Here is a 17,832-nt window from a genome sequence, read left to right on the forward strand (position 1 = left end):
TTTATGGCACAAATGACCGTACAAATTGTAACGCCAGACGGTATTCGGTATGATCACCATGCGGCTTTCGTACTCGTTCGAACAACGGAAGGCGAGCTAGGGATTTATCCTGGGCACGTTGAATTGATTGCTGTGCTAGCGATTGATGAGATCAAGGTGCGCCGGATCGATGATGAAAATCATGTGGATTGGATTGCGGTCAACGGCGGTATTATTGAAGTTTCAAAAGATTTGATTACCATTGTATCTGATTCGGCTGAACGGGCACGTGATATTGACGTCAGCCGTGCCGAGCGTGCGAAACTACGTGCGGAAAAAGAACTTGAAGAAGCACAAAGCGCTCACAATATTGACATGGAAAAACGGGCAGCAATTGCCCTTCAACGTGCGATTAACCGGATTCGTGTTGGTCAAAAGTAATCGTAGAAGAAATGAATACTGTAGAGGGAGTGAGATAAAAATCGGTATTTCGCAGAAATCGATTATCCTCACTCCTTTATTTCTAAGTTCGGGCTAAACGAATCTACTGGATTCGTTTACTCTCACCCCGCAAGGTTGACGCGGTTTGTAGAATGTTGATTTATCAACGTTTTACAAACCCGACAGTCCTCGCTTTTGAATTTCTAGGCTCAGGTATCAATAGTCACTCCCCTGACTATTGATATGCGTCAAACTGTTAAATCTATAAAGGAATCGGGGCTGGACACTTTTGTTTCAGCCTCTTTTCCATGCTCGAGTGCACAGGATGTTTTCAAAATACGAATTTTTAGAAATTTTTGGTATAATGAAAGCATGGTTAAATCATTGGTAACGGTTTGTAGTCATCTTTTATTTATCTATCTTGCCCATTACTTATTGTTGTCAGTAGTCGATTGGTCGAAGGTGGTAAAAGGGACGGCAGAAAATCAAAAGAAAATTCAGCTATTTATTGTATTTGTGGCGATTGCATTAGGCTACTTGGTCTCTGCTTTCTTTTTGGATATCTTATCCATCAGCCGCAATCTAACAGAAGCTCTCCGCTAGAAGGATATAAAAATAGAAACGGAATTAGCTGTGTTTGTGGATGAGCAGATAATAGAAAAAGGAAAGAGTAAATGGATAAAATTATTGTCAGAGGTGGGAATACTCGCCTAAAAGGTGAAGTGACCATTGAAGGAGCTAAGAATGCAGTCTTGCCCCTATTAGCTGCAACAATCTTAGCAAGTGAAGGCCAGTCACGTTTGCTACATGTGCCGATTTTATCGGATGTGTTCACTATGAATCGTGTGGTTGATGGGCTAGGAGTAAGCGTTGCATTTGATCAAGATAAGAAAGAGATTTTGATTGACGCACAAGGCGAATTGGGAAGCGAAGCGCCCTATAAATATGTCAATCAAATGCGGGCTTCTATCGTTGTATTGGGTCCTATCTTAGCTCGCAATGGCTATGCCAAGGTGTCCATGCCTGGGGGTTGCACGATTGGTAGTCGTCCGATTGATTTGCATTTAAAAGGTTTGGAAGCAATGGGAGCAGAGATTCATCAGCGCGCGGGTTATCTTGAAGCAAGAGCTGAGCGCTTGAAAGGAGCCCATCTCTACATGGATTTTCCAAGTGTGGGCGCAACCCAAAACCTCATGATGGCAGCTACCCTAGCTGAGGGGACTACGGTCATTGAAAATGCAGCGCGGGAGCCTGAAATTGTTGATTTGGCAATTTTCCTTAATAAAATGGGAGCCAAAGTCAAGGGAGCAGGAACGGAAACGATTAGTATCAAGGGAGTTTCTAGTCTACATGGAGCAGAACACCAGGTTGTTCAAGACCGAATTGAGGCAGGAACCTTTATGGTTGCGGCGGCCATGACTGGTGGAGATGTCTTAGTTAAAGATGCGATTTGGGAGCACAATCGTCCCTTGATTTCTAAAATGCAGGAAATGGGTATTGATGTCAGGGAGGAAGATGAGGGGATTCGAGTTCGGTCATCTGTGGAACAATTGAAACCTGTGACGGTCAAGACCTTACCACATCCAGGTTTTCCGACTGATATGCAGGCTCAGTTTACAGCATTAATGGCTGTGGCTAAGGGTGAATCAACCATGATTGAGACAGTTTTCGAAAATCGTTTTCAGCATTTGGAAGAGTTGCGTCGGATGGATTTGCACTCAGATATTTTACGTGATACGGCTATTATTACCGGTGGTAATACGCTTCAGGGAGCAGAAGTCATGTCAACAGATTTGAGAGCCAGTGCTGCTCTTATTCTGACGGGGCTCGTAGCAGAAGGTGTGACAACTGTTGGAAAATTAACACATTTGGATCGTGGGTATTACCGTTTCCATGAGAAATTGGCTGCCTTAGGGGCAGATATTGAACGCATTAATGGAGAAGAATAGATGGATCAAAAAGAAAATCTACATTTTGTTGGCAATCAAATACTATTGATTCTCTTTGTGATTCTCTTGGCACTGATTATTTTTGCAATTGGACTCATGGTTGGTTATGGTGTCATTGGAGATGGTAGCAATATTTGGGCTATTTTATCCCCTGAAAAATGGCAGGAATTGATTGGTAAATTTACGGGAAAATAGTTATCGGTGACTGTCATGTTCTAGGATAGGCTGGTTTGGTCCAGTCATCAGAATAGAAAACAGTTCAAGTTAAGAAGATGAGTAGGCTGAGTATGATGGTTCAGCCTCTTTCACTGTAGATTTCGTTAGGAGTAATATGGCAAGGAAAAAAACAAAAAAACAGAGTATGAGTCTAGCTAGCCTAGTGATCACTTTCTTACTGGTGGCTGGTGGTTATTTTTGGGCAGAAGGAACTTCGACCGTATCTCATCGACCAGTTACTAGAGTAGAAAATGCTGCATCTAGGCCTTCAGAAGAGCTAGCACATTCCGTTTTGACGGACACGGTGCGGGCTCAGTTGGGATCTGACCTTGTCTACAATGGTGCAGGAGCCTTTGTGATGAATGGCAATCGAACAGATCTCGATGCTGCTGTTGCAAGTGTACCATATGCAGATAATAAGACCAAGATAGCTCAAGGGAAAGTTGTTCCAACGGTCGCAAATGCTCTTTTAAGTAAGGCAACCCGTCAGTATCAAAAGCGGGAGGAGACAGGAAATGGCTCGACCAGCTGGAAACCGGCTGGCTGGCATCAAGTAAGGCATTTAGAAGGGGAATACAACCATGCCATTGATAGAGGGCACTTATTAGCTTATTCCTTAGTTGGTGGGTTAAAAGGGTACGATGCTTCAACCAGTAACCCTAAAAATATAGCCGTCCAGACTGCGTGGTCCAACCAATCCAATCGCCCAGATGCGACAGGTCAAAATTATTTTGAAACACAGGTACGTAGAGCCTTAGATCGAAATAAGCGGGTACGGTATCGAGTGACATTGATCTATCAATCGCAGGAAGATTTAGTGCCAGTAGGAAGTCATTTGGAAGCGAAAGCAGCAGACGGCAGTCTGGAGTTTAATGTTTTTGTCCCAAATGTCCAGCAGGGCTTAGTTATTGATTATTACAGTGGGAAGATTCATCTTAACCAGTAGGAGATGTGATGATTGAGATTGAAGAAAAACTGCGCCTAAGGCGTGGTAAACCAAATGATAGCGAAGCTCTTGCTTGGTATCAGGATCAAGAAGTGGTTTATCTTGTAGATGGAGTGAGGGAAAGCTACAGTCTTGAAAAATTACAGCGAATGTATGCTTATTTGGATCAAGCAGGTGAGCTTTACACGATTGAAGCCCAAGAGGAAACGGGCTGGAAGGCAATTGGAGATGTCACCTTTTCACAGAATGATGTGCCAATTGTGATTGGAAATCCAGCCTACCGGGGACAAGGGCTTGGGAAAAAGATTATTCAAGCTCTAGTCGCAGAGGCTAAAAAACGAGGCTATTCCGAGCTACACGTCAGGGAAATCTATCAGGATAATGTTGCTTCCCAGAAATGTTTTACTGCTTGCGGATTTGAGATTCAAAGGGAGACAGAAAAAGGTTATTCGTATAGACGAGATTTATAATATGAGAAGGAAGTGGTCAGAAGACTTGAAAGTCCTCTGACCTATTTTTGTTAATTATCAGATGTATTTTGGCTTGTTTTTCCCTAAAATGCCTTTTTTAGAAAAAATACGCAAAAATAGTTGACAATACATCAGATGAATTGTACAATAAAGGTACAACAAAAGCGCTTTCAAATAATGTTGTGGAAAAATATAGAAAATAGGAGATTTTCAAATGGACAAAACAGTTGAACAAAGAACAGCTGATGTGACCTATAATCGTGCAAAATTGTGGCAAATTATTTTATTTGCGACCAACAATACATCTACAAATATTTATCTAGTAGCTTTTAGTTTTGTAACGTATTTTTCAACGGGTGTCCTAGGACTAGCTGTTTTATTTGTTAGTCAATTGATGGGGTATATTCGTATTTTTGATGGATTTATTGATCCTGCGATTGGGGTTTTGATTGATAAGACAGATACTAAATTTGGGAAATACCGTCCTATCTTAGTATTGGGGAATATTATTACTGCCCTATCGTTTGTATTCTTGTTCAATATTCATCATTTTGGAAGTGCGATGACAATGCCTTTGTTTATTGTCGCTTTGCTCATTCACAAAATTGGCTATTCTTTGCAACAGACGATTACTAAAGCAGGTCAAACAGCTCTTACCAATGATCCAAAGCAACGTCCAATCTTTAATATTGTGGATGGAATCATGACTGCCATTCTTTTTTCAGGTAGTCAAATTGTGATTTCAAGCTATCTTGTTCCAAAACATGGAGGATTTACAGAAGGCTTCTTTGCAGAGTTAATGGTGAGTGTTATTTGCATTTCTGCAGTGCTAGCAGTCTTATCAGTTATTGGTATTTGGCAAAAAGATAATAAAAAATACTTTGGTTTAGGTGAAGAAAAAACACAGGAAACAACCCTCAAAGATTATTGGAAAATCATCAAAGGCAATCGTCCGTTGCAAGTTCTATCGCTTTCAGCAGCCCTTGTAAAATTTGTTGCCCAATTATTGAGTGATTCTGTCGTTGTTGTTATGTTGTTCGGTATTTTATTTGGAAATTATGCACTTTCAGGAGTGATTTCAGGATTGATGGTGATTCCAAATATTCTGGTTATTGTTGCAGCTGCAACTCTTGCACGGAAAAAAGGTTTGCGTAAAGCCTACGTTACTTCCTTGCAGATTGGGATTATCGTGATGATTCTACTTGGAACCTTGCTTCATTTTGGAGGCCCTGGTTCACTCGATTTCGTGAAATGGAATCTATACAGTGTAGCCTTTATTGTCCTATATGCGTTACGGTACTTTGCAACAGCTCCTTCTGGACTAGTCTTGACAATGGGGGCAGATATTTCTGACTATGAGACATCTGTTTCAGGCCGTTATGTATCAGGAATGATTGGGACAATCTTCTCATTGACAGATTCGATTGCTTCTTCATTTGCTCCAATGGTAGTTGGTTTTGTTCTGGCAGGAATTGGTTTTGCTAAGGCCTATCCGACAGCAGAAACGCCATTGTCACCTGCATTGAAAGGTGCGATTATTACCTTGCTTGTATTTATACCAGCAGCGATGCTGTTGATTTCCTTATTCCTTATGAAGTTCTATACATTGGATCAAGTGACGATGGCACAAGTCCAAGAGAAAATTCATGTCATGAAAGCAGCGAAAGACGAAGAACGAGTCCAAGCGATTGCGAAAAATGTACCGCTATCAGATATGGATTATGTTGATGTCACTAAATATAAAGTTGAGGAAGAATAAGAGACTATTAGAATAATGATAGCCTGGCAATGATAAGCTGGGCTAATTTTTTCAGGAGGCTAAGAAATGAAGAAAGTAGTCGGTTTGGGCGAAATATTATTGCGCTTATCTCCACCAAATTATCAGACAATGCTTCAGGCTAGTTGTTTGGAATGTCAATTCGGAGGATCGGAATTAAATGTACTTGCAACCCTGGCTCAGTTAGGACATAAAACGTCATTGATTTCAGCGATTCCTGATAATGAGCTTGGAAAAATGGCAGAGCATTTCTTATTTGCTCGTCAAATTGAACAACACTATCTGATCAAGCACCAAGGGCGCTTGGGACTCTATTATTATCAAAAAGGTTTTTCTGTTCGTGCTAGTCAGGTGATTTATGATCGGGAGTTTTCTTCTTTTTCACAGGCAAGCTATCCTGATTATCCATTAGAAGGAGTCTTTGAGCAAGTAGATTGGTTTCACGTGAGTGGTATCACAGCAGCCTTGAATGATGACACCTATGAATTGACCTACCGATTGATGAAAATGGCCCAAGAAAAAGGGGTAAAAATTTCATTTGATTTGAACTATAGGGCAAGTCTATGGAATTCCTTTGCCGAAGCAAGAGAGAAATTAGCTCCTCTCATTGAACTGGCTAATGTTTGTATCGGTTTGGAGCCTATTTTACTCTTGGATGAAACTGGTCGCGATTTGAAAGATGAACTACAGCTAAAACCACCATATGAAAATAAAGAGGATTTGCTGACAGTTCTAGCATCAATTGAGGAACGCTATCAATTGGATGCGATTGCTTTTACCCAGCGCGAAATGGGCTATTCGAATGAGTATAGCTTAAAAGGATTCTTATATGAGGGTCAAACCCTGTATGAAACGGAAAAAGAAACGATTCAAGTCTTGGATCGTGTTGGAACCGGAGATGCTTTTACAGCAGGAATTATTTATGGTTGTTTAATGGGTCAAGAAGGACAGCAAGTATTGGATACAGCCATGGCAAGTTTTGTCTTTAAGCATACGATAGAAGGAGATGTCAACATGATTACTCCTTTAGATATTCAGCACTTGTTGGCTCATGACTCCTATGAAATAAAAAGATAAAAAGAAAGAAGGTAACTATGTTATATCCTATTAGTACAAAATCAAGAGCGGTTCATAGTTTAAATGGTGTTTGGCGCTTCATGCAGGGTGCTCATTCTCCGCAAGAAGTGCTTTCAACGAATGAGGTCATGGTGGTTCCGACATCTTTTAATGATGTTGTGGTTGATAAAGACAAACGATCTTATATTGGTGACAACTGGTATGAGACAGAGTTTTCTGTTCCTCGTCTGGATAGCAAAGAGGAATTGGTGATTCGTTTTGGATCGGTAACTCATCATGGGGCAATCTACTTGAATGGGCAATTCTTGGGTGAGCACAAAGGTGGGTTTACACCATTTGAGTTTGTTGTCCCAGAAGAACTCTATCAGGAAGAAACAATCCGCCTAACTGTTTGTGTCAATAATGAATTGAACTATACAACCTTGCCTGTTGGAAATTATGTTGAAGAAGTGCAAGAAGATGGTTCTGTTCGGAAAAAAGTGCTTGAGAATTTTGATTTTTACAATTATGCGGGCATTCATCGCAATGTCCATCTCTATACTCGTCCTAAAAATCATATAAAAGATATCATCGTTACAACTCAATTGTCAGAAGACTTATCAGAAGCTGTAGTCAAAGTAGACGTTCAAAGTGTCACACCTGTAGAAGAGGTGCGAATGACTATTTTTGCTGAGGATAAACAAGTAGTTGGAAGGCTTGAAGATGGTCAACTTCATATTCAATCCCCTCGCCTTTGGGAGGTGCTAGATGCTTATCTCTATAGCGTACGTGTAGAGTTATGGGAGAAAGGTGAACTGGTAGATACCTATACAGAATCGTTTGGAATACGTAGTGTCAAAGTTGAAAACGGCCAGTTCTTTATCAATCAGAAACCATTTTATTTTAAAGGATTCGGAAAGCATGAAGATACCTATATCAACGGTCGTGGCTTAAATGAAGCTGCGAATCTGATTGATTTGAATTTGTTAAAAGAAATTGGGGCCAATTCATTCCGCACATCGCACTATCCTTATTCTGAGGAGATGATGCGTTTAGCGGATAGAATGGGAATTGTCGTGATTGATGAAGTTCCAGCTGTTGGATTATTCCAGCAATTCAGTGCGGCATTAGACTTACTAGGAGATGGTGAAAAACAACGCAATACATGGGAGCTGATGCAGACAAAAGAAGCGCACGAACAGGTCATTGATGAGTTGATTGCACGAGATAAAAATCATCCGTCAGTTGTGATGTGGGTTGTTGCAAATGAGCCTGCCAGCCATGAGGACGGAGCAAGGGCTTACTTTAAACCCCTCATTGAGCGAATGAGAGAAACAGATCCGCAACATAGACCAGTTACACTGGTGAACATTATGATGGCAACTCCTGATAAGGATCAGGTTATGGATTTAGTAGATGTGATTTCCTTGAATCGCTATTATGGTTGGTATGTTCATCATGGCGATTTATCCAAAGCAGAAAAAGGTCTTCGAGAAGAATTGTTAACATGGCAATCCTTGTATCCAGATAAGCCAATCCTCATTACTGAGTACGGAGCAGATACCTTGCCTGGCTTGCATTCAATGTGGGACATTCCTTATACAGAAGGATATCAAATTGACTACTATGCGATGAATCATGGTGTATTTGATGAAATTTCAAATTTAGTTGGAGAACAGGTTTGGAATTTTGCTGATTTTGAAACAAACGTGATGTTGATTCGTGTGAAAGGAAATCACAAGGGGCTCTTTTCACGAAATCGCGAACCAAAACAGGTTGTTCGTGAATTTAAAAAGCGTTGGCTAGCGATTCCTGACTACCATTATAAGTCAAAATAAGCTATAATGGTGTGGAAAGTAACTTTTTCCAAGGGGGGATAAGACATGTCAAGACCGTTAGTCGAAAAAACAGCAGATCGATTGTTAGAATTAATTTTAGAACGTGGCTATCGTGTGGGAGATAAATTGCCAAACGAGTATGAACTGGCTCAAGATTTAGAAGTGGGACGTTCAACGATTCGTGAAGCAGTCAGAAGTTTAGCAACTCGCAATATTTTAGAAGTACGTCAAGGGTCTGGGACGTATATTAGTTCGAAAAAAGGAGTATCTGAAGATCCGCTTGGTTTTTCTTTAGTACGTGATAGGGTTAAATTAACAACTGATTTATTTGAACTACGCTATTTACTAGAACCACGGATTGCGGAGAGGGTGGCTCAGTTTGCTTCAGCTGAAGATGTTGTGCGCTTGGAAGAAATCGTCTATGCTATTGAGGATGCGGTTCATCGCGGAGATGATGCCCATTTGGAATTAGATGTGCAATTTCATAGCATGCTAGCGGAAATGAGCGGTAATATTGCTATGACCAGCTTGCTACCTGTCATCAATCAATCAATTCATTTAATTAATGAAAATTACACAAATCGTCAGATGAAAGAAGATAGCCTAAAAGCTCACCGTAATATTTTAGCGGCAATCAAGCAACGACATCCGTTAGCAGCTTATGATAGCATGTTAGCCCATATAGTTGCGGTTAGACAAGCTGTTTTGACAGAATGGTTTGATAAAGATTTGACTATTCATGGTCTACATTCTGAATGAAAAATAAATCGATTTATCAGTCTTCAAGGATTTCTTGGAGACTTTTTTCTACCATTTGTCAAGTATAACAAGGTTTTAAAGCGAAAATATTTTGAGGACAATCGCTAAATGTCGGTTAATGCCCTCTTTTTCTGTGCTAAGGAGCGATAAAAGTGCACACAAAAGGAACACCTTATCTAGCCTTTTTAAAAATAAGATGTTAGAATAGTATGGCATAATCACTTTACTGATTTTGGGTTGAAGTATAATCGTAAAGTTTGTTATGCGTTATGAGGTCATCCATCGTCCTGATGAGACGATGGATAGAGGCAATCGTGTGTGGCTTAGTTGAAGTCATCTGCGATTGTCTTTTTCGTTTCTCATAGAAATCTGCGATATGGCAGGGATTCGTGTGACTAGCTGCAGCGATGTTGTGGATGCATTTGAAGAGAATCTTTCTTGCGTAAGGGTTCCCGCGTTTGGTGATATGTTCCTTGGCAAGGAAGTTCCCAGATTCATAGTGTCTCAGGTCAATCCCAATAAAGGCGTTGATTTGATTGGCAGACTGAAAACGGCGGATGTCCCCAAGCTCGCCAATAATAGATGTCGCTGTAGTTTCCGCTATTCCAGGAATAGAGAGAAGGATTTCATATTCTGGTAATGGTTGAGCGAATGTGACCATTTCATCCAAAACAGTTTGTCTCCGATTAGATAGCCTTAACAGTTCTTGTGCATAGTAACGGACCTCTTCCATCATTGGAGAGGTTTTCTTGACAGCACAATAGGACTGTTTGGCGAGTTCTGTCAATTTATCAGCCAGATACTCGACACGCTTTTCGGAAATGCGTTTGGTCGTAGATTGACGAATGCTATCGATTAACTGACTTTGAGTTAAACTTAACACAAATTCTTTAGATGGAAAAGCGATCACCAAGTTCCAGTACTGTTCACCAGTTGGTGTCGATAAGAGGTTTTCTAACTCAGGGAAAGTGACCTGCAGCACCTTGTGGAGACGGTTCTTAGTACGGACAATATCTTCTGTCAGATTCTGGTAAAAGCGACTTAAATCACGTAGCTGTTGATAGATTTCCTTTTGGACATAGGTTGACTTTCGATTTAGTACAAACTGAGACTGTGCTAACTTTTCAGCGTCAATTTTGTCGGTTTTACGGACACGTAGGCTGTCCAATTGCTTCTTAGCTTCCAGCGGATTGAGACGAGTATAGGCGTAGCCATTGTCCTCAAGAAAAGCCTGAAGACGACGAGAATAGACACCTGTCGCTTCAAAGACAATCTCAGGGGTGTGGACAGTTTTCAAATCGTCCAACAACCGAGTGAAGCCGATAGCATCATTAGGCATGGTATAGCCATGAACCTTCTCACCGTTGACTAGAATTGCCACTTCTGAACTTGTTTTACTCACATCAATCCCAAATACTGTACGCATGATATTACCTCTTTGTCTTGTTTGATTCCTTATTTTAGTGATGCCATTTTCAATACGCGACGTCTAGCGTCCCACATACTTTGATAACATTCTCTCTAAAACAGGTGTCTTGCCAGTTTTTGTTACGACGTCTAGCGTCAAAACACCCCGCGACTTAACAAGACACCTCTACTTTAACATAAAGAAAAAGTAGTGAGTACTCTCTCCCGTCGGAGATTTCCTCACTACTAATCTTAGTATGTTTTTGTTTTTTAAAGGATTTTTCTTGACAATTCATCTGATGAATTATATACTATACTTATAGTGATAGCGTTTTCTAACGAGAGGAGAAATCATGTTAAAACAATTAAAAGAAAATTATTTTTTCGCTGTTATCCGTGGAAAAGATGAGAATGATGCGCTTGAGATTGCTCGGCATGCTATTTTAGGTGGAATCAAAAATATTGAAATTACCTTTTCTACGCCAAATGCAGCTCAGGTCATTGCTGAGTTGGTTCAAGAGTTCTCAGATGATTTATCCGTTATAGTCGGGGCGGGAACAGTCATGACAACTGATTTAGCTCAGACGGCGATTGATGCTGGAGCGAAGTTCTTAGTAAGTCCGCATTTTTCAGAAGCGATTCAGGACTTAGCTGCTCAACATGATGTCTTTTATTTTCCAGGATGTGCGACAGCAACTGAGATTGTTTCTGCACAGACGGCTGGCTGCCAGATTATTAAGCTATTTCCAGGTGGTGTATTAGGTCCTAATTTTATTAAAGATATTCATGGGCCAATTCCTGAAGTGAATCTCATGCCTTCAGGTGGGGTGTCTGTTGCAAATGTTGCAGATTGGAAGAAGGCAGGAGCTTGTGCTGTTGGGATTGGTTCAGCTCTTGCAAGTAAGGTAGCTGAATTAGGCTATGAGAGTGTTACAGAGATTGCACGCTCTTTTGTAGAAGCAGTGGAGGAATAAGATGGCTTTTAATGATTCGTCCTTTATGTTAAAAAATCAACCTGCTCATCAATTGTATGATCAGATTAAACATCTCCCTATTTATGATTTTCATTGTCACCTAGATCCAAAGGAAATCTATGAGGATAAAGTTTATGAGGATATTGTCGATTTGTGGCTAGGTGGTGACCACTATAAGTGGCGCCTAATGCGAGCAAATGGTATTCCAGAAGAAGAAATTACGGGATCAGCTTCTAAATTAACAAAATTTAAGGCTTGGGCTAAGACAGTCAGCAGAGCGTACGGCAATCCACTTTATCATTGGAGTCACTTGGAATTAAAGCAAGTCTTTGGAGTAACGGAACTGCTAACAGAGGAAAATGCAGAAGAGCTCTATGAGCGGTTGAATAGATTTTTAAAGGATGAAAAAGTCAGTCCGAGAAAGTTGATTAGGGACTCTAAGGTGACCTTTATTGGGACTACCGATCATCCTTTAGATGATTTAGAATGGCATAAACGGTTGTCAGAGGAAGAAGGATTTGACACCATTGTGGCACCGACTTTTCGACCAGATGAAGCCTTTGTCGAACATCGAAACTTTGGAGATTTTGTCCGTCGATTAGAAGAAAAAACAGGCTTTTCGATTTCGGACTTTGATAGCTTTGTTGCAGGGCTTGCTGATCGCGTTGCCTATTTTGCACAAGTAGGCTGTCTAGCAAGTGATATTAGTTTTACAGAGATTTGTTTTGAACCAGCCAGCAAAGAAGAGCTCGATGAGATTTTACAAGCTACAAGAGGAGGAAAGACTCCAAGTTTAGTAGCAGTGAGAAAATGGCAGACAGGTCTATTTAGAGAACTATGTCGCTTGTATAAACAGCATGGTTTTGTCACTCAAGTCCATTTTGGAGCGTTGCGGAATAATCATACAGCCTTATTCCAACGCCTTGGTGCGGATATAGGAGTTGACTCAATTGGGGATCAAACAGCCTTGACCAGTCATTTGAACAAGTTGCTAGATGATTTGGTGGAAAGGGATTGGTTACCAAAGATGATTTGGTACAATCTGAACCCGACTTATAATATTGCCTTGGCAAATACCTTGGCGAATTTCCAAGCAAATGAAAAAGGAATTAGAAGCCAATTACAATTTGGAGCGGGTTGGTGGTTTAATGACACCAAGCTTGGTATGATTGACCAAATGAACGCCTATGCAGAGCAAGGACTGTTCGCAAATTTTGTGGGTATGTTAACGGATTCTAGAAGTTTCTTGTCTTATCAACGGCATGATTACTTTAGAAGAATCTTAGCGTCTTATGTTGGGCAATGGATAGTTGATGAGGAAGTGCCAGAAGATTATCAGGCGCTAGGAAAAGTTGTCCAAGAGATTTCGTATTTTAATGCACAGAAATTTTTTGAAAAATAAATGAGGTAGCACGATGAAAATGTCCTTTCGTTGGTACGGGAAAAATGATCCCGTCAGTTTAGCAGAAATCAAAGCAATCCCAGGTATGCAGGGGATTGTCACAGCAGTTTATGATGTTCCTGTTGGTCAGGCTTGGCCGTTGGAAAAGCTCTTGGGATTGAAAAAAATGGTAGAAGATGCAGGTCTCGAAATTACCGTTATTGAGTCTATTCCTGTTCATGAAGACATTAAGCAAGGCAAACCGAATCGGGATGAGTTGATTGAGAATTATAAAACATCCATTAAGAATGTAGGTTTAGCTGGAATTCCTGTTGTGTGCTATAACTTTATGCCAGTATTTGACTGGACTCGCTCTGATTTGCATCATCCACTTCCTGATGGTTCTACTTCGCTTGCTTTCTTAAAAGAAGATTTAGCAGGGGTAGATCCTGTGGCAGATGATTTGAATTTGCCAGGTTGGGATTCTTCTTACTCAAAAGATGAGATGAAGGCGATTATTGAAAACTATCGTCACAATGTGTCAGAAGAAGATCTATGGAAAAATCTAGCTTATTTTATTCAAGCGATTATGCCAACTGCTGAAGCTGCTGGTGTAAAAATGGCGATTCACCCTGACGATCCACCGTATGGTATCTTTGGACTTCCACGTATCATTACGGGTCAAGAGGCTGTTGAGCGTTTCCTTGGCTTGTACGATTCGCCAGCGAATGGGATTACCATGTGTGTCGGCTCTTATGCTTCTGATCCGAAAAACGATGTCATTGCCATGACTGAGTATGCTTTGAAGCGTAATCGGATTAATTTTATGCATACTCGCAATGTAACAGCAGGTGATTGGGGTTTCCAAGAAACAGCTCATCTGTCACAGGCTGGTGATATTGATATGAATGCGGTTGTGAAATTGTTGGTTGATTATGATTGGCAAGGTGCTTTGCGTCCTGACCATGGTCGCCGTATTTGGGGAGATCAGACCAAGACACCAGGCTATGGACTTTATGATCGAGCTTTAGGAGCAACCTATTTCAATGGTCTTTATGAAGCCAATATGAGAGCAGCTGGAAAAGTACCAGATTTTGGGATTAAAACAAAGACAGTAGGCCAAAAATAGGAGGAAATGCCATGTCAAAAGTCATTGAATTTAAAGATAAAGTGGTAGTAGTCACAGGCGCAGGAGGTGTTCTATGCGGCTATTTAGCAAAAGAATTTGCAAAAGCAGGTGCCAAAGTTGCTTTGCTCGATTTGAATGAAGCAGCGGCTCAACAATTTGTCGATGATATTGTAGTTGCAGGAGGAACAGCAAAGGCCTACCAATCAAATGTTCTGTCAAAAGAGAACTTGGAAGAAGTTCGTCAACAAATACTGGCTGATTTTGGTCCAACAGACATCTTAATCAATGGAGCTGGAGGGAATAATCCGAAAGCGACGACAGACAATGAGTTCCATGAGCTAGATTTACCAAGTGATACAAAGACCTTCTTTGATTTGGATGAAAGTGGAATCAATTTTGTCTTTAACTTGAATTATTTGGGAACCTTACTTCCAACACAAGTTTTTGCGCAAGATATGGTTGGACGAGCAGGAGCAAATATCATTAACATTTCAAGTATGAATGCCTTTACGCCTCTAACAAAAATTCCAGCTTATTCTGGAGCTAAGGCAGCGATTAGTAATTTTACTCAATGGTTAGCAGTCCATTTTTCTAAAGTGGGTATTCGTTGCAACGCGATTGCACCAGGGTTCTTGGTAACAAATCAAAATCGCGGATTGCTTTTTGATGAAAATGGTCAACCAACGGTTCGTGCTCACAAAATTTTAACCAATACGCCAATGGGACGCTTCGGTGAAGCAGAAGAATTGGTGGGCGGAGTCTTCTTCCTAGCAGATGAAAATCTAGCTAGCTTTGTCAATGGTGTGGTCTTACCGATTGATGGTGGTTTTTCCGCCTATTCAGGAGTGTAGCAATGAAAGAAGAGTACATATTTTGTATCGACTCAGACGGCTGTGCTATGGATACGATGACCTACAAGCATCAGCTATTTTTCGGTCCATTGGCTGCAGATGTGTTTGAAATTGAAGATAGAAAATCCTTTTTGGCAGAATGGAATCGTGTGAATCTCTACTCTAGAACACGAGGCATTAATCGCTTTGTAGGTTTAGTGGAAGGGTTGAAATATGCTGGGGTAACTGGTATTGAAAGCTTAATCAATTGGGTCGAAACGACTTCTTCTTTGTCGAATAGCTCATTAGAAGAAGCTATAAAGATAGACCAATCAAAAGACTTAGTGAAAGCGTTAGAGTGGTCACTGCAAGTGAACCAAGCGATTAAAAATTATAGTGGTCCAGTAGCTGCTTTTCCAGGAGTACGTGAAGTATTAGGGTTGTTGAGTAAGTATGGAAAAGTCTTCGTTGTTTCATCAGCTAATAAGGAGGCAGTTGAGGAAGAATGGCAAGCTCAAGGTTTATTAGAGTTTGTTGATGACTTATACTGTCAGGATCGTGGGAAAAAAGAGGATGTGATTGCTGCTTTGGTAGAGCAAGGATATGTTCAGGATCATATCTTAATGATTGGAGATTCTCCAGGTGATTTAGCAGCTGCAACACAAAATGGTGTTCATTTCTATCCGATTCTAGTTGGGAAAGAAGCGGCTTCATGGGAAGGTCTAAAACAGACTCATAGCCAGAAGTTGCTGAAGAATGAGTGGACGAAGGAATTAGAAGCGGAATTGGTTGGCCAATTTTGGAAGAATTTAGGGAGCTAGAAGGCTTTTTAAATTTTTGAAATGAAAAGGAGAAGTAAAATGGCAAAAATAGTTGATTTACGTAAAAAACCATATCAGTTAAGTGACGATCAGATTGAGTGGGTAGAATCGACCTTAGGAGGTCTGACAGATGAAGAAAAAATTGGACAATTATTTGTCAATTTGTTCTTTTTTGGTGGAGATGCCTTTAGTGGAAATACCTTGACAAACCAAGAGATTATCGAGAAATACCATATTGGAGGCGCCCGCTATATGAATGGTAGTCCTGAACAAGTTCAAGGGTTGATTAATGAGTTGCAAAGCTATTCTAAAGTTCCGTTGCTTGTAGCTGCTAACTGTGATTCTGGGGGAGATGGTGCAGTAAAAGGTGGGACCTATATTTCCTCAGGTGCACAATCAGAAGCGAGTCGTGATACCCGTGTTCCCTATTTAGCAGGACTGGTCTCTGCTCGAGAAGAAACAGCACTGGGTGTCAATGTTAATTTTGATCCTTGTGTGGATATTTTAAAGAACTGGCGCAACACGATTGTGAATACTCGTGCCTATGGAACAACTGCAGAAGATGTAATCACCTATACGAGTGCTTATTTAGATGGTTTAACAGCAGAGCGTGATGTCATTCAGTGTATTAAGCATTTTCCAGGCGATGGCACAGAAGAACGAGATCAGCATTTAGTATTAGGTGTCAATGAGTTATCGCCAGAGGAGTGGGAAGCCTCATTTGGTCAAGTCTATCGGCATCATATTGAACGTGGCGTTGAAATGATTATGGCTGGTCATATTGCTCTTCCCCATTATCAACAACAATTGAATCCAAATCTCAAGGACGAGGATATTTTACCAGCAACCTTAGCACCAGAATTGATTGATGGACTGTTGAAGACCAATCTTGATTTTAATGGTTTAGTGATTACGGATGCCAGTCATATGTTAGGAATGACCGCTGCTATGCGCAGGGAAGATTATGTACCAGGAGCCATTGCCGCAGGTTGTGATATGTTCCTTTTCTTCAATGATATGGACGAGGACTTCCAATTTATGCTGAATGGCTACCGCAAGGGGATTATTTCTGAAGAACGCTTGAACGATGCTGTCCGCCGTATTTTGGGGCTCAAAGCAAAATTAAATCTGCATGTCAAGCAGGCAGAAGGCACTCTATTAAAAACAGCAGAAGACTTAGCTGTTATTGGTTGTGAGGAACATTTGGCTTGGCAAAGAGAAGCTGCAGATAAGGCTATTACGCTGTTAAAAGATACGCAGAAAAATCTGCCAATCAGTCCTGTAACCCACCGCCGTATTCGCCTCTACTACCTTGAAGGAGAAAAAGGTGGCATTATGGCAGCAAGTGATGAAGTCGTTGAAACGATTAAGGCTGCCCTTGAACGCCGAGGTTATGAGGTCACCGTCAATGATGGGAATAGTCGCATTAAAGGCTCTACGCTAGGCTATCGTGAAGAAGTAGATTTGGCCTTGACCATTGCAAATGTTGTAGGCTACGGTGCGCAAAATAACTATCGTATTCAGTGGAAGACAGCTATGGCAAATGAAGTCCCGTGGTATGTCCATGAAGTTCCAACTGTATTTGTGTCATTAAATTACACGACCCATTTGCATGATGTTACAATGGTGAAGACAGCTATCAATGCTTATCACCATAATGCAAATACGATTGAAGCTCTTATCGATAAATTGGAAGGAAAAGCTGATTTTCAAGGTCTTCCAAATGAGCATGTTTGGGCTAAAAAATGGCAAGCAAAATTATAGTAGGCAAAAACTCCTCTATTTTGATGAGAGGAGTTTTCTAGTATTGCCAAATCTTCCTAATTCTGCTAGAATGAAAGTAGTGCTCAGAGGAAATT

General features: G+C 40.8%; 17 protein-coding genes. 16 read left to right on the plus strand and 1 reads right to left on the minus strand.

Features of this window, described 5'->3' with window-relative positions:
• Positions 1–3 precede the first annotated feature (3 nt).
• The 10 genes from A4H00_RS07880 to A4H00_RS07925 all read left to right on the plus strand — a co-directional run bounded on the left by A4H00_RS07880 (position 4) and on the right by A4H00_RS07925 (position 9,431).
• Positions 4–420, plus strand: a complete 417-nt coding sequence (locus A4H00_RS07880; protein ID WP_067089073.1) for a F0F1 ATP synthase subunit epsilon — start codon at positions 4–6, stop codon at positions 418–420.
• A 372-nt stretch (positions 421–792) separates the two neighbouring features.
• Positions 793–1,023, plus strand: coding sequence for a DUF1146 family protein (locus A4H00_RS07885; RefSeq protein WP_067089076.1), 231 nt, complete (start codon positions 793–795; stop codon positions 1,021–1,023).
• A 71-nt stretch (positions 1,024–1,094) separates the two neighbouring features.
• Complete coding sequence (murA, locus tag A4H00_RS07890) at positions 1,095–2,369, plus strand: UDP-N-acetylglucosamine 1-carboxyvinyltransferase (protein ID WP_067089081.1); 1,275 nt, start codon at positions 1,095–1,097, stop codon at positions 2,367–2,369.
• Positions 2,370–2,564 (plus strand): DNA-directed RNA polymerase subunit beta, encoded by a 195-nt coding sequence (locus A4H00_RS07895; RefSeq protein ID WP_067089086.1) that lies wholly within the window; start codon positions 2,370–2,372, stop codon positions 2,562–2,564.
• A gap of 136 nt (positions 2,565–2,700) precedes the next feature.
• Complete coding sequence (locus A4H00_RS07900) at positions 2,701–3,531, plus strand: DNA/RNA non-specific endonuclease (protein WP_067089091.1); 831 nt, start codon at positions 2,701–2,703, stop codon at positions 3,529–3,531.
• An 8-nt stretch (positions 3,532–3,539) separates the two neighbouring features.
• Positions 3,540–4,001: a GNAT family N-acetyltransferase gene (locus A4H00_RS07905; protein WP_067089094.1), complete on the plus strand. Its 462-nt coding sequence runs from the start codon at positions 3,540–3,542 to the stop codon at positions 3,999–4,001.
• Between the two features lie 214 nt (positions 4,002–4,215).
• Entirely contained in the window at positions 4,216–5,760 is a 1,545-nt protein-coding gene (locus A4H00_RS07910) for an MFS transporter (protein WP_067089098.1), read from the plus strand.
• A 66-nt stretch (positions 5,761–5,826) separates the two neighbouring features.
• Positions 5,827–6,855, plus strand: coding sequence for a sugar kinase (locus A4H00_RS07915; protein ID WP_067089103.1), 1,029 nt, complete (start codon positions 5,827–5,829; stop codon positions 6,853–6,855).
• Positions 6,856–6,872: 17 nt separating this feature from the next.
• Positions 6,873–8,672 (plus strand): beta-glucuronidase, encoded by a 1,800-nt coding sequence (gene uidA / locus A4H00_RS07920; protein WP_067089105.1) that lies wholly within the window; start codon positions 6,873–6,875, stop codon positions 8,670–8,672.
• A 45-nt stretch (positions 8,673–8,717) separates the two neighbouring features.
• Positions 8,718–9,431 (plus strand): FadR/GntR family transcriptional regulator, encoded by a 714-nt coding sequence (locus A4H00_RS07925; protein WP_067089108.1) that lies wholly within the window; start codon positions 8,718–8,720, stop codon positions 9,429–9,431.
• A gap of 223 nt (positions 9,432–9,654) precedes the next feature.
• Here A4H00_RS07925 and A4H00_RS07930 read toward each other — a convergent pair whose 3' ends face one another.
• Positions 9,655–10,857: an IS110 family RNA-guided transposase gene (locus A4H00_RS07930; protein WP_067089113.1), complete on the minus strand. Its 1,203-nt coding sequence runs from the start codon at positions 10,855–10,857 to the stop codon at positions 9,655–9,657.
• A 334-nt stretch (positions 10,858–11,191) separates the two neighbouring features.
• On the opposite strand from A4H00_RS07930, the gene A4H00_RS07935 reads away from it, so the two are divergent.
• From A4H00_RS07935 to A4H00_RS07960, 6 genes are read left to right on the plus strand one after another with little or no spacing between them, the layout of a single operon-like run.
• On the plus strand, positions 11,192–11,812 hold the full coding sequence (locus tag A4H00_RS07935) for a bifunctional 4-hydroxy-2-oxoglutarate aldolase/2-dehydro-3-deoxy-phosphogluconate aldolase (RefSeq protein ID WP_067089118.1): 621 nt from the start codon (positions 11,192–11,194) through the stop codon (positions 11,810–11,812).
• A 1-nt stretch (position 11,813) separates the two neighbouring features.
• Positions 11,814–13,214, plus strand: a complete 1,401-nt coding sequence (gene uxaC, locus A4H00_RS07940) for a glucuronate isomerase (RefSeq protein WP_067089121.1) — start codon at positions 11,814–11,816, stop codon at positions 13,212–13,214.
• Between the two features lie 13 nt (positions 13,215–13,227).
• A complete protein-coding gene (uxuA, locus tag A4H00_RS07945) occupies positions 13,228–14,322 on the plus strand; it encodes a mannonate dehydratase (protein ID WP_067089126.1) in 1,095 nt (364 codons plus the stop codon).
• 11 nt (positions 14,323–14,333) lie between these two features.
• Entirely contained in the window at positions 14,334–15,173 is an 840-nt protein-coding gene (locus A4H00_RS07950; RefSeq protein WP_067089132.1) for an SDR family oxidoreductase, read from the plus strand.
• 2 nt (positions 15,174–15,175) lie between these two features.
• Positions 15,176–15,973 (plus strand): HAD family hydrolase, encoded by a 798-nt coding sequence (locus A4H00_RS07955; RefSeq protein WP_067089135.1) that lies wholly within the window; start codon positions 15,176–15,178, stop codon positions 15,971–15,973.
• A 39-nt stretch (positions 15,974–16,012) separates the two neighbouring features.
• Positions 16,013–17,737: a glycoside hydrolase family 3 protein gene (locus tag A4H00_RS07960; protein ID WP_067089139.1), complete on the plus strand. Its 1,725-nt coding sequence runs from the start codon at positions 16,013–16,015 to the stop codon at positions 17,735–17,737.
• Positions 17,738–17,832: the final 95 nt, after the last annotated feature.

The organism is Streptococcus marmotae (assembly GCF_001623565.1).
Taxonomy (GTDB): Bacteria; Bacillota; Bacilli; order Lactobacillales; family Streptococcaceae; genus Streptococcus; species Streptococcus marmotae.